This window comes from uncultured Campylobacter sp., from assembly GCF_938045775.1.
In the GTDB taxonomy this organism is placed as follows: Bacteria; Campylobacterota; Campylobacteria; order Campylobacterales; family Campylobacteraceae; genus Campylobacter_B.
Genome location: NZ_CALIBH010000277.1, coordinates 1 through 12,121, shown reverse-complemented (window position 1 = coordinate 12,121; position 12,121 = coordinate 1). Strand labels below are relative to the sequence as shown.

General features: G+C 50.7%; 15 protein-coding genes and 1 tRNA gene. 13 read left to right on the top strand and 3 right to left on the bottom strand.

The genetic code is table 11. The features are described 5' to 3' along the window. Positions 1-8 precede the first annotated feature (8 nt). From Q0238_RS11530 to Q0238_RS11500, 7 genes are all read left to right on the top strand, one after another. Positions 9-119 carry a L,D-transpeptidase gene (locus tag Q0238_RS11530; RefSeq protein WP_297946215.1) on the top strand — a complete coding sequence of 37 codons (111 nt, stop codon included), beginning with the start codon at positions 9-11 and terminating at the stop codon, positions 117-119. Positions 120-627: 508 nt separating this feature from the next. After that, positions 628-894, top strand: a complete 267-nt coding sequence (locus tag Q0238_RS11525; protein WP_297946207.1) for a NifU family protein — start codon at positions 628-630, stop codon at positions 892-894. Continuing rightward, entirely contained in the window at positions 884-1,432 is a 549-nt protein-coding gene (locus Q0238_RS11520; RefSeq protein ID WP_297946204.1) for a histidine kinase, read from the top strand. Before Q0238_RS11525 ends, Q0238_RS11520 begins: the two co-directional genes overlap by 11 nt. Continuing rightward, positions 1,410-2,720 carry a UDP-N-acetylmuramoyl-L-alanyl-D-glutamate--2,6-diaminopimelate ligase gene (locus Q0238_RS11515; RefSeq protein WP_297946202.1) on the top strand — a complete coding sequence of 437 codons (1,311 nt, stop codon included), beginning with the start codon at positions 1,410-1,412 and terminating at the stop codon, positions 2,718-2,720. Before Q0238_RS11520 ends, Q0238_RS11515 begins: the two co-directional genes overlap by 23 nt. Before the next feature lie 16 nt (positions 2,721-2,736). Continuing rightward, the gene (gene panD / locus Q0238_RS11510; RefSeq protein WP_297946199.1) at positions 2,737-3,084 is read left to right on the top strand and encodes an aspartate 1-decarboxylase; all 348 of its coding nucleotides are present in this window, start codon (positions 2,737-2,739) and stop codon (positions 3,082-3,084) included. Positions 3,085-3,181: 97 nt separating this feature from the next. After that, a complete protein-coding gene (locus Q0238_RS11505; protein ID WP_297946196.1) occupies positions 3,182-3,562 on the top strand; it encodes a hypothetical protein in 381 nt (126 codons plus the stop codon). A gap of 135 nt (positions 3,563-3,697) precedes the next feature. Then, the gene (locus Q0238_RS11500; protein ID WP_297946190.1) at positions 3,698-4,516 is read left to right on the top strand and encodes a hypothetical protein; all 819 of its coding nucleotides are present in this window, start codon (positions 3,698-3,700) and stop codon (positions 4,514-4,516) included. A 416-nt stretch (positions 4,517-4,932) separates the two neighbouring features. Here Q0238_RS11500 and Q0238_RS11495 read toward each other — a convergent pair whose 3' ends face one another. Then, positions 4,933-5,298, bottom strand: a complete 366-nt coding sequence (locus tag Q0238_RS11495; protein ID WP_297946185.1) for a hypothetical protein — start codon at positions 5,296-5,298, stop codon at positions 4,933-4,935. Between the two features lie 204 nt (positions 5,299-5,502). On the opposite strand from Q0238_RS11495, the gene Q0238_RS11490 reads away from it, so the two are divergent. From Q0238_RS11490 to Q0238_RS11465, 6 genes are all read left to right on the top strand, one after another. Further along, complete coding sequence (locus tag Q0238_RS11490; protein WP_297914816.1) at positions 5,503-5,832, top strand: YbaB/EbfC family nucleoid-associated protein; 330 nt, start codon at positions 5,503-5,505, stop codon at positions 5,830-5,832. A gap of 387 nt (positions 5,833-6,219) precedes the next feature. Further along, positions 6,220-7,071, top strand: coding sequence for a polyprenyl synthetase family protein (locus Q0238_RS11485; protein WP_297946182.1), 852 nt, complete (start codon positions 6,220-6,222; stop codon positions 7,069-7,071). 3 nt (positions 7,072-7,074) lie between these two features. Next, positions 7,075-9,003, top strand: coding sequence for a transketolase (gene tkt, locus Q0238_RS11480; protein ID WP_297946179.1), 1,929 nt, complete (start codon positions 7,075-7,077; stop codon positions 9,001-9,003). A gap of 27 nt (positions 9,004-9,030) precedes the next feature. Then, positions 9,031-9,441: a GyrI-like domain-containing protein gene (locus tag Q0238_RS11475; protein WP_297946210.1), complete on the top strand. Its 411-nt coding sequence runs from the start codon at positions 9,031-9,033 to the stop codon at positions 9,439-9,441. 289 nt (positions 9,442-9,730) lie between these two features. Then, positions 9,731-9,818 (top strand) — tRNA-Ser (locus Q0238_RS11470). A 34-nt stretch (positions 9,819-9,852) separates the two neighbouring features. Continuing rightward, positions 9,853-10,401 carry a GrpB family protein gene (locus Q0238_RS11465; RefSeq protein ID WP_297946176.1) on the top strand — a complete coding sequence of 183 codons (549 nt, stop codon included), beginning with the start codon at positions 9,853-9,855 and terminating at the stop codon, positions 10,399-10,401. A gap of 396 nt (positions 10,402-10,797) precedes the next feature. Here Q0238_RS11465 and Q0238_RS11460 read toward each other — a convergent pair whose 3' ends face one another. After that, positions 10,798-11,883, bottom strand: coding sequence for a threonine synthase (locus Q0238_RS11460; protein ID WP_297946173.1), 1,086 nt, complete (start codon positions 11,881-11,883; stop codon positions 10,798-10,800). Between the two features lie 8 nt (positions 11,884-11,891). Further along, positions 11,892-12,121, bottom strand: a 230-nt coding sequence (locus tag Q0238_RS11455; RefSeq protein ID WP_297946170.1) for a RidA family protein, incomplete at its 5' end; no start/stop codon positions are given.

The window sequence follows — 12,121 nt, the reverse complement described above, 5'->3', positions numbered from 1 at the left end:
GGCAGAGTATAGCGGCGTTCGGCGACTGGACGGAGGGCTGCATAGCGCTCGTCAACGACGATATGGACGAGCTTTTCGAACACGTAAAAATCGGCACGCCGATAGAAATTTTGCCGTGATTGCACGCGCCTGCGTTAAAATTTCACAGCCGCGATCGATATAAAACGTAGCGTAAATTTCATCTGCGAGCTTCAAAATAATATTTACCGCGCAGGCTTTCGTAATCGCAAATTTGCAATTAAAAGCAGGATTGTTTTTCTAAAAAATTTAATCGTATCGGCGCTTGTATAAATTAAATTTAGAGAGTTCCGCTTTAAATTTTACCTACCACTCAAGCAAAATTTATCTCGAATTTAGCCCCACCTAGCTGAAATTTCATCCCAAATTTATAACGCAAATAGTCTAAATTTAAATATATGCAGGCCCGATAATTCGCGGGCTTCATCCTTACCGAATCGATAAAATTTTAAAATCATAGTTCCGGCGCCCGCGCTGCATAAATTCTTTACAATCCATAACGCAAAATCCACGCTCCTAGCGCAAAATTTCAGATTAAATTTCATCCCCGATAAGCCTTTTTTTATCGCTTTTGGATATAATGCGCCAAAACTAAAACAAGGAATTTTAATGATACCATTCAGCGATGAAGAGCTTCTAACCCCGGTACAGGATAGCTTGGAGCTAATCCGACCGATGCTGCAAAACGACGGCGGCGATATGAAGCTTTTAGGCATAAAAAACGGCGTCGTCTATGTCCGCCTTACAGGGCATTGCCACGGCTGCGCTGCAAGTGCGCAGACCCTAAAATACGGCGTCGAGCGCCAGCTTCGCATGGATATTCACCCCGAGCTTAGCGTCGTAAACATCCCCGAAGGCGAAGAGTTTGAACTATAAAAAACTGGGGCTAAAGGCCTTTTCGCGCGGAGAATTCGAGCTTGCGAAGCTGTATTTTTCGCTCTCATACGAAAAAAGCGGCGAGGAGGAAATTCTATTTTTGCTAGAACTTTGCCAGACCGCGCTGGCAGACCGCGAAGAGGCGCTTATGCTCTTTGATTTTTACAACCTCAGCCCCAAAACCCAGACTGCGGAGCTTTTTAAAATTTTAAACTCCATCAACGAAAAGATCGCGAACGAAGCGGCCTCCGAGCCCGGCGCCGAGGACGAGATCGCCGTTATCGCCTATGCCGATTTTATGCGCGCGGTAGGCCAAAGGGGCTTTAAAGACGCTTTTGAATCGATCATTTTTTCCTCCAAAATCGCCATTTCGGACAAAACCGAGATGATAGAATTTTTAGAAAATTTGATAGAAAACGGCTACTACGAAATGGGGCTTAATTACGTCGAGAGCTCGGCCGCCGCGTATGCAGGCGATGAACGCTTCGAAGCGCTGATGCAAAAAATCAAAAATCATGAAAATACAACTCGAAAATAGCTTTATCACCGATAACTCCACCGAGTGCGAGGCGGGCTGCTTTTTTATGCGCACGAGCGCGAACGCTAAATTTCAAGCCGAAGCGGCGCAAAAAGGCGCGCAGATCATCTCTATCACGCAAGCAAAGGAACTTTTAAATATTAATCCGCGCATCAAAATCGTAGGCATCACCGGTACGAACGGCAAAACGACGACTGCGGCGGCGATCTACTCGACGCTGCTGGATCTGGGCTTTAGCTGTGGTCTAAGCGGCACGCGCGGCGCCTTTATAAATGAGCGCAGGATCGACGAGAAGGGACTTACGACGAGCTCGGTTTTTAAGACGATGAGCTATCTTTACGAAGCTAGCAAGCAGGGCTGCGAGTACTTCGTTATGGAGGTTAGCTCGCATGCGATAGCGCAAAATCGTATCGAAGGATTAGAATTTGCGCTTAAAATTTTTACGAATTTAAGTCAAGATCATCTCGATTATCACGGTAGCATGCAAGAATACGCGGCAGTCAAGAGCTCGTTTTTCGCAGACGATGTGCCAAAACTCATAAACGCCGACGATGGGCACATTAAATTTAACCCCGCAAACGCCCTTACCTACGGCATCAAAAACGCCGCGAGCTTCAGCGTGAGCGGATACGGGCTAAAGGGCGGCATCGACGCGCTCGTGCGCACTCCAAACGGCGATAATGCGCAGCTTCAAAGCGATCTCATCGGCGAGTTTAATCTCTATAACCTTACCGCGGCGTTTGCGGCGGTTAAAATTCTGACCAAGCTGCCGAATGAGGAGATCGCAAAAGCCCTGGCAAACTTCGGCGGCGTCGAGGGTCGCGTGCAGATCGTAAATAAAAACCCGCTTGTGATCGTTGATTTTGCTCATACCCCAGACGGCATCGAAAAAGTGCTAAACGCGCTGCGCGCAAGCGGCGAGATCATCGCGGTTTTCGGTGCGGGAGGCGATCGCGACCACGGCAAGCGTCCGAAAATGGGCGCCATCGCCGAGCACTTTGCTAAATTCTGCATCGTTACGAGCGATAATCCGCGCAGCGAAGAGCCGAGCGAAATCATCGATCAAATCTGCGCCGGCATGCGCCGAAAAGATAAAATTTTAAAGATCGCGGATCGCAAAGAGGCGATCGCGCGCGCGCTAGATCTTGCCAAAAACGGCGAGATGATCGCTATTTTGGGCAAGGGCGACGAGACCTACCAGGAGATCAAGGGCGTGAAGCACCCCTTCAGCGACAAGCAGATCGTAAGCGAGCTCGTCGCGGCGCGAGGCGGATCAAATTTAGACTAAATTTAAAGGACAACCGATGAAAATCGAAATTTTATCAAGCAAAATCCACCGCGCGCGCGTGACAGACGCCAACCTAAACTACGTGGGCTCAGTCACGATCGGACCCGAGCTCATTGAGGCTGCGGGGCTTTGCGAGTACCAAAAAGTCGATATCCTAAACGCCAATAACGGCGAGCGCTTCGCTACCTACGTGATCCGCGGCGATAAAAAGGGCGAGATCTGCCTAAACGGAGCCGCTGCGCGCAAAGTCTGCGTCGGCGATGTCGTCATCATCGTAGCCTACGCTCAGATGAGCGCCAAAAAAGCGAGAGATTTTGAACCAAAAATCGTGCAGGTAAACGCGCAAAACGAGATTGTAAAATAGCATGGCACCGCGCCTTGAGGAGCTTTTCGCCTCGCCGCAGCACTACGAAAAATACAAAGCGCGGCTGGGTAAAATAGCCTAGTTTCGCTTCGGCTTTATGAGCGATGCAAAATGGCGCAAGCTCTTTTCTGCTATCTGCGCCGAAGGCTCACCCGCAAGACAGTGCGAGATCTATGAAATCTTTGGCTCCTGCGTGAATGAGATCAGATTCGCCCTGCCCGCCGCAGACTACGCGCAAGGCATCCGCGACAGCTACATCTCGCAGCACCTCACGACGAGCGAAAAGCCCACCCTCTACGTCGAGATAGAATATATAGAATTTGCGAAATTCTACGACTTCGCAAGCCGCGGCGCGCTGCTATCGCCAGGGCACAAAAGCCAGGACCTTGATGCCATAGCGCGCTATTTAGAGCGCCTGGGTAAATTTGAGATGGAGCTAGGCGAGCAAAACTTAAAAATTTACGGCTACAGACGCTAGCTCTTTGCGCGGAGTTTTGACCTCTTTTACGCAGGCGCGGCTACCGAGCCGCGCGCCAAGAGACGCAATTTGCGCTAAATTTCACTCCAAACCGCCCGCTATAGCCGCTTTTCGGTCCACAAAAAAGGAGCAAATTTGAACTACGAAGAATTTTATGGCGCCGTCTGCGAAATGGTGGAAAAATTTGAAGCGAGCAGGGCTGCGAACAAGGAGCTAGACGCATATCTACTCGCGCTTTTGAGGCTGCTTGAGGCGCGCGGCGGCGAGCCCTTTAGCGCAGAGTTGATGCTTGAAATTCTAAGCGCGGCGTTTGAGAGCGAGAAGGCGGAGCTTGGCGCAGCGTGGCTTGAGATAGAGCGAGCGCCCGAGCTTGCAGACTTCTGCAAAGATGATCCTGCGGGCGGCGGCGATACGTTTCGTTCGGCGGAGGAGCCAAAAACCGCAGCAGATATAATGCGCTGCCTACCGGAGGGCTTTGAGATAAAATTTGACGAAAGCAGATCCGCAAATTTAAAAACCGCGCCAAGCGAGGCAAAATTTACGAACGGCGATCGCGAAAACAACGAGAGCAGGACGCTAGAGCAAAATTATATTGCCGTAAGCGGTAGCGCCTCCGTAAAAGCAGCGCGAGGCGAGTCCTTTGGGCAAAAGACCAATGAGCCCCTGAAATTCGAGGCCGCAGATAAGCACGGCGGGCTTGCGTATTCCGCGGAGGTAATAAAATTTCATCTAGCGGAGCTTAGCAGGATGCGCGCTAGCGGACAGCTTGCGGACGAGAGCAAGTTTTTCGGCATCATCTCGTCAGGCGGGCATGGCTGGTATAATTTCGATCCGTTCTCGCTGCTAGAGTGCGGAGCGCGCGGTCTGATGGATCATGCGGGCGAGGACGCGCCCGTGCGCGGCGGCTGGGAGATGCTCGGCGAACTGCTCGAAATGGGACGGACGTACGAGTAGGCGGCGGATTTTGCAGCTAAATTCCAAAATCCGCGGCGCGAATTTAATGAGATCGCTTTGCCCGCTCATATTTGCGGGCGAAATTAAATCGCTCGCTTATCGTGCATGCGCCGCTTCGGCAGGGCTCGGTCAATTTCTGCGGTTTGAAATTTTAAATTTTACGTCTCGCGTCCACCGTAAAATTTGAGAGTATGCTTAAAATTTTAAAATTTCGGATCGCTCCGAGTATGAAATTTGACGACTTTAAAATCATAAATTTCGGCCATATTTCGCTTAAAAAATTGATATAAAATTTCGAATTTCGGCCATTTTTGTGCGAAATTTCTCGCGAATTTATGCACTCTTTAAAAAACTGATTTAATTTTAGCGTCTCTGCTAAAATTTCTACGGTAAGGCCAAATTTACCGCTCAGCCAGCTACTTCAAATGCTCTTTCAACTCCGCGATTTGCCGCCTTACTTCGTCTATTATTTGCGGCGAGTTTTCCCAAATTTCAAGAAAAGTCCATTCATCGCTTGGCGGGTTGATCATATTTTCCAAAATCGCAACGACTTTCTGGATGGTCGGTTGTAATTTATCTAAAAAATCCGACGGACACGCATACGGCGAGCCAAAGCATATCAAAACATGCCCGACCGCCCTGATTTCATCGTAGTTCTCATTTCTCGGATCGAAATTCGCTGCCGTGCTTTGCAGCAGATCAAAATTTTTGCTCTCCCAAAACCTCGCGAACCAGTCCGCCGCCTCGTCGTTTTCGTACGCCTTGTAGCCCCAATCGCCCATTTTATTCCTTTTAAAATAAATTCATCGCCAAGCTTTAATGGCACCTCTTGCTTAAATTTTACCCGCCCAAGCTAAATTTTAAGCCGCTTTTTGGCTACACGAGTCCGCCGCAAAATCAAAGCCGAGAACAAAACTCGCAACGCCAAGTCAAACGCTAAATTTAGCTTAAATTTGCTAAAATAGCCAAAATTTAAAGGATTTTTGATGTTCGAAGGAATGGATTTTTCGAAAATGGGGCAGATGCTCGATCAGATGCAGGCCAAGGCTAAGCAGATCGAGGAGGAGAATGCGCGCAAGGAATTTACCGTAAAATCGGGCGCGGGCATGGTCGCCATCAGGCTAAACGGCGCGGGCGAGGTGCTCGATCTGAGCATCGACGACAGCCTTTTTAGCGACAAGGAAAGCCTGCAGATCCTGCTGATCTCGGCGATAGGCGATGCGATAAAACTCGTCGAAAATGAAAAGAAAGGCGCTGCAGCATCCATGCTAGGAGGGCTCGGCGGCCTAGGCGATCTACTCGGCGATAAGGGCTGAGGCGGTTTTGCAAACGGGCTTAAATTTGGCGGATCGTTTAAATTTAGAAATTTGCGAGCTAAGTCGGTAAATTTAAACAAAGTGGGGCGGATGAAATTTCAAAATTTTATAGTTTTAAAATTTCGCGAAGCAGTCGATCAGAGGGTTTAGAATTTACAAGCGGCTGTCGCGACGCGCTTCGATCGTTTTGCCTCTGTGCAAACACAAAAGAGATAAAAATTTAAACGGCACGCAAGACACAGCTAAATGTCATAAAACAGACAGTATAAAGTACAAGCGCGACAAGCAAAATGAGCGAAAAAACTGATAAACACAGGAAAGTAAGAGTAGCCGAACGAGCCACGCGTAAAAAGCGGCTCCAAAGCCCAACCATGCGATAGGAATTTGATGGATATTTTAGAAAAATTTAAAGATTACTTGAAGCAAAACGAGCTGAAGGCGCCCAGCTTTCATCCGTACTTTGAGGAGGCGCTCAATTACATGCTGCAAGCGGGCGGGAAGCATTTTCGCGCGCAGCTGCTGCTAGGCGTCGTTTCGGCAGTGGATGAGCGACGCTTTGAAGGTGCGCTGGCGATCGCGATGGCGCTTGAGATGATCCACACCTACTCGCTTATCCACGACGATCTGCCCGCGATGGACGATGCGGATCTGCGCCGCGGACGGCCGAGCCTGCATAAAAAATACGACGAGGTCACGGCGATTTTGGTGGGTGATGCGCTAAATACAGACGCATTTTTGATCGCCGCGAACGCAAACCTAAGCGACGAAATCAAGATAAAATGCATTAAAACTCTAGCGCGAAATGCAGGTAGTAGCGGCATGGTGCTGGGTCAGGCGATCGATTGCCGTTTTGAAAACATCCCTCTAAAGCAAAGCGAGCTTGAGTTTTTGCATCTGCACAAAACTGGCGCACTCATCGCAGCGGCGTTTGAGCTAGGCGCCATAATCGGCGGGCTAAAGGACGAGCTCGCGCATGAGCTTTACAAGATCGGCCTGAAACTAGGGCTTATATTTCAGATCGAGGATGATATCATCGACGCCACGGGCGACGAGGCAAGTGCAGGCAAGCCCGTAGGAGCGGACGGCGCGAAAAATTCCTTCGTAAATTTACTCGGACTTGCGGGCGCGAGGAGCTACAAGCAGCGCCTAATAGACGAGGTAAGCGGCGCGATGAGCGACTATGATGCGAGCCTACGCGATTTGGTTTTAAATTTGATAGAAAAATACCTGAAAGGATGAAAAATGTCGAGCGAGCAGCTAAGTAAAATTTCAAACACGATCAAATTTCTAAGCGCGGATATGATCCAAAGCGCCAACTCAGGCCATCCAGGCACGCCGATGGGGCTAAGCGACGTAATGAGCGTATTTATGAGTAAGGTCCGCCACAATCCCAAAAATCCCGCGTGGCTAAACCGCGACCGCGTCGTATTCTCGGGCGGGCATGCAAGCGCGCTCGTGTATAGCTACCTCTATCTTAGCGGATACGATTTGAGCATGGACGATTTGAAAAGCTTCAGGCGCCTGCACTCCAAAACACCCGGTCACCCGGAGATCGCTACCCCGGGCGTCGAGATCGCTACGGGACCGCTCGGACAGGGCGTCGCAAACGCAGTCGGATTTGCGATGGCCGCAAAATACGCCGCGCATCTGCTAAACGAGGAAGGAAACGAGATCATCGATCACCGCGTCTATTGCTTCTGTGGCGACGGCGATCTGCAGGAGGGCATCAGCTACGAAGCGTGCGCGCTTGCGGGCAGACACAACCTCGATAATCTCACGATAATTTATGATTCTAATGGCATCACGATCGACGGCAGCACCGATATCGCGTGGTTTGAGGACGTTAAGGTGCGATTTGAAGCGCAGGGCTTTGAGGTCGCGCGCATCGACGGGCATAATTTCGATCAGATAGAATTCGTCCTTGACGAGGTCAAAAATAAAACCAAACCCTACCTCATCATCGCAAATACCACGATCGGCAAGGGCGCGCTAGAGCTTGAGGGTACGGCCAAGACGCACGGTGCGCCGCTTGGAGAGGAGCTGCTTGCACGCGCTAAGCAAAGCCTGGGCTTCGATCCCACCCAAAGCTTCGTCGTAAGCGAGGACGTGCTTTTTGAAACGCGCGCCGCGGTTGAGAGGGGCGATTTAGAGGAGCGGCTTTGGAAGGAGAAGCTTGCGAAGTTAAGCGATGAAAAAAGAGCGCTTTTAAACGAGCTTTTAAATCCCGATTTTAGCAAGATAGAATTCCCAGATTTTAGCGGGCTCAAGGTCGCCACGCGCGATAGCAACGGCAAAATTTTAAACGCCATCGCAAACGCGGTGCCCGGCTTTTTGGGCGGAAGCGCCGATTTGGCGGCGTCAAATAAGACCGAGCTAAAAGGCGGCGGCGACTTTCCGTGCGGCAAAAATTTGCACTTCGGCATCCGCGAGCACGCTATGGCGGCGATCGGCAACGCCTTTGCAAGATACGGGCTTTTCATCCCGTTCAGCGCGACGTTTTTTATCTTCAGCGACTATCTCAAGACGGGCGCTAGACTTGCGGCGCTGATGGGTTTGCGCCACTATTTCGTCTTCACGCACGACAGCATCGGCGTGGGCGAGGACGGGCCGACGCACGAGCCTATCGAGCAGCTTAGCACCTTCCGCGCGATGCCCGGCTTCTATACCTTCCGCCCCGCAGACGGCAACGAAAACGTAAAATGCTGGCGCGCGGCGCTTACTCTGAATGCGCCCGCGGCGTTCGTCTGCTCGCGCCAAGGGCTTGAGCCGCTGCCTAAGGCGGTTTTGGGCGACGTGCAAAACGGCGCGTATCTGCTAAGGCAAAGCAAAGAAGCACGTATCACGCTCATCGCAAGCGGCAGCGAAGTCTCGCTCTGCCTAAAAGCGGCGGCGATCCTACAAGAGCAAGGCATCGGCGCAAACGTCGTAAGCGCACCGTGCTTCGAGCTTCTGTGCGAGCAGGACGCTGACTATCTGGCGCAAATCCTGCAGGCGCAAACTAAAATTTTAGCCGTTGAAGCCGCAAGCGCGCTTGAGTGGTATAAATTTGCAGACGCGGTACACGGCATGCAAAGCTTCGGCGAAAGCGGCAACGCGGGCGAGCTGTTTAAGCTTTTCGGATTCACCGATGTCGCGATCGCAAAGCAGGCCAAAGAACTTTTAGAGCAGTAGCGGAAAGGGTAAAATTTGAGCGAAAAAATCAAAATTTCGTATTTAGATGGATTTAAAATTTACGGGTTAAAAGCCCGCACGAAAAACGCGGACGAGCTAGGCGGAAGCGGCAAAATTCCCGCGCTGTGGGCGAAATTTATGAAAGAGTGCTATGACGGGCAGAGCGAGATTTACGGCGTCTATTACGATTACGAAAACGGCGCCGACGGGTTTTACGATATCTTTATCGGCGCTAAAGCGCCCTGCAGCGACGAAGCCTTGGAGATCAGAAGCGGCAAATACGCGGTTTTTAGCTTCCCGAATGAGCCGCAAAACGTAGCAAAGTTTTGGGGCAAAATTTGGGGCTTTTTTGAGGCAGGCGAACTAAAAAGAGCGTTTGGAACGGATTTTGAGTTTTACGGCGGAGACGAGATCAAAATTTTCATCTCGGTTTTGTAGGGCGGCGCATGAAATTTATAAACGGCGAGTGATTTTTGCCGCCGCGACGATGAGCTTTTGCGTAAAATTTCATCCATAAAGCGGTAAAATTCCGTGCACAAAACTACGCGCGCGAAGGCAAATTTTATGCCGAAAGCGCGCCGTACCTTAAGCCGTGGATTTAAAACGAAATCTAAATTTGTGCCGTTAAATTTCAACCCCCGCCCGCAAAATCAGGCGAAATTTCACGCGGAATTTCATTTTTAAATCTGTTATTAAGCCATTTTTGGCTTAAATTACATTTTCATTCGGGTAGATGTCCGAGCGGTCGAAGGAGCGCGCCTCGAAAGCGCGTAAGGCGTCAGCCTTCTAGGGTTCGAATCCCTATCTACCCGCCATTCATTCAAATTTCACCCAATACTCGGGAGCTAGATGAGCAATAAACTCCTTTCGATGAGCCTGCAAGAGCTGTGGCAGCTCTTTCCGATACGTCTCGTACCGCACGATCCGCGCTGGAGCGAATACTTTAGGCAGGAGCGCGAAATTCTGCGCGGCCTGCTGCGAGACCCCGGCGAGATCAAGATCCACCATATCGGCAGCACCGCGGTAAGCGGGATCTGGGCGAAGCCGATCGTAGATATTTTGATCGAATGCTCGGATATTGCCGCCGCCAAACAGCGCCTGGTAGAGGCCGGCTATCTGCTAATGAGCGAAAAGGGGAGCCGCTGCAGCCTAAATAAGGGCTACACCGAAGCGGGGTTTGCCGAGCGCGTTTTTCACGTGCATCTACGAAATTGCGGTGATGCGGATGAGATATTTTTTAGAGATTTTTTGCGGGAGAATGCGGATATCGCCGCGCAGTACGAGGCGCTTAAATTAGAGCTTTGCAAGCGCTATGAGTTTGACCGCGACGCCTACACTGCGGCAAAAAGCGAATTCGTGCTTAAGCTTACGCGCATTGCTAAAGAAAATCTAAAATAGTCGCGCAACTTTGAGCCTCTGCGTATAAGCTCGCTCGCCAAGAGCGATAAAAATGGCTAAATTTTAAATGATACGGGTGGATAGTGCCGCTTTTTGCAGATTAATTTTTATAAAATTTTGACCGTAATTTCAAATTTAAAGAGCGACCGCCCAGTTATTGGTAGATAAAATTTTACAAATCCAGCTAGCAGCGAAGTCTCTACAAAACACACCGTATCATACCGCAACGAAAGGTGTTCCCGCGCTTCGGTACAAATTTAAATTTAAAAGCCTACGCATCGTTAAATTTTTAGAATTTCACCAAAAACAAACTCATAAACTCGCTAAATTTAAAGCGGCAAAAATTTAAAATTCCTCACCGCTAGCTAGCCACACAAATCCGTCTGGCGCTTAAATTTAATGATCGCTCTTCAGCCCCGCGCCGCAAAGCGGAATGATGATATCTCCTTGCAGATCACGACTTTCTTTGTAGCGCAGATACGCCGCGTAGGTAGCCGCGGTCGTGTGCTCGACGTAAAATCCGCCGCGTGCAAGCGCCGCTCTGGCAGGCAGTATGTCGCTCTCGCTCGCCAAGATCACCTCGCGCTCGCCCGCGTAGCTTGAGCCGAGAATTTCGACCGCGCGCATCGGTCTTGCGATCGCGATACCCTCCGCTAGCGTCGGCTGCGGCTCGATCTCACGCGCCGTACCTTCGGCGCCGAAAAGCGGAGCGCAACGCTCGCCCTGAACGATAAAAATTTTTGGCAGCGCTTTGATAAGACCGCCCTCATATAGCTCGCCGAGCGCCGCTTGAGCGCCCAGCAGTAGCGTGCCGTTGCCCACGGGGATAAAGATATTGCGCGGCACCCTGCCCAGCTGCTCGTAGATCTCATAAACGTAGCTCTTCGTGCCCTCGTAAAAGATCGGATTATAAACGTGGTTGGCGTAATAGATCTGCTCCTGCGCGGCCTTTTTGCGGCACGCATCCGCCGTCTCGTCGCGGCTGCCGTCAAACACCGTGACGTGCGCGCCGTGGCTTTTGATCATATCGATCTTTTTGGGCGACGTGCCCTTCGGGACGTAAATTTCGCATTCGATGCCCGCACGAGCGCAGTACGCTGCCACGGCGTTGCCTGCGTTGCCGCTGGAGTCTTGTAGCACCTTTTTTACGCCGATATTTTTGGCGTGCAGCACCAAAACCGCCGCACCGCGGTCTTTAAACGAAAGCGTAGGCATCGCGTAGTCGAGTTTGAGATAGAGATTTTCGCCAAATTTTACGCTCGCCGTAAGCCCCTCGCCCATAGAGATTTCTTTAAATTTAGCCGTGTCGATACCCATAAACTTGCGGTATCTAAAGATGTTAAACTCGCTTTGATCTACGAGCGCGGGGTTAAATTTAGGCGCGTCGGAGTTTAGTTTATACGGCCCGCCGCAGTCGCATTTATAACTCAAAGTATCGATGGGCGCGTGCTTGCCGCAGCCCGTGCAGATGAAATCGCTCATTTTCGCTCCTATTTTTTCTCTTTGATTTTTGCGACGGCCTCGATCTCTACGAGGCAGCCAAAGTGTAGAGCCGTAGTCGGCACCACGACGCGAGCAGGCTTATGCGCGCCGAAAAACAGCGCGTACTGCTCGTCGATCACATCCCAGTTCTCGACGCCCGGCGTATAGACGCGGCACATCCGCACGTCGTTTTTATCCGCACCCGCGGCGGCCAGCACTGCCGCGACATTGCTTAGAG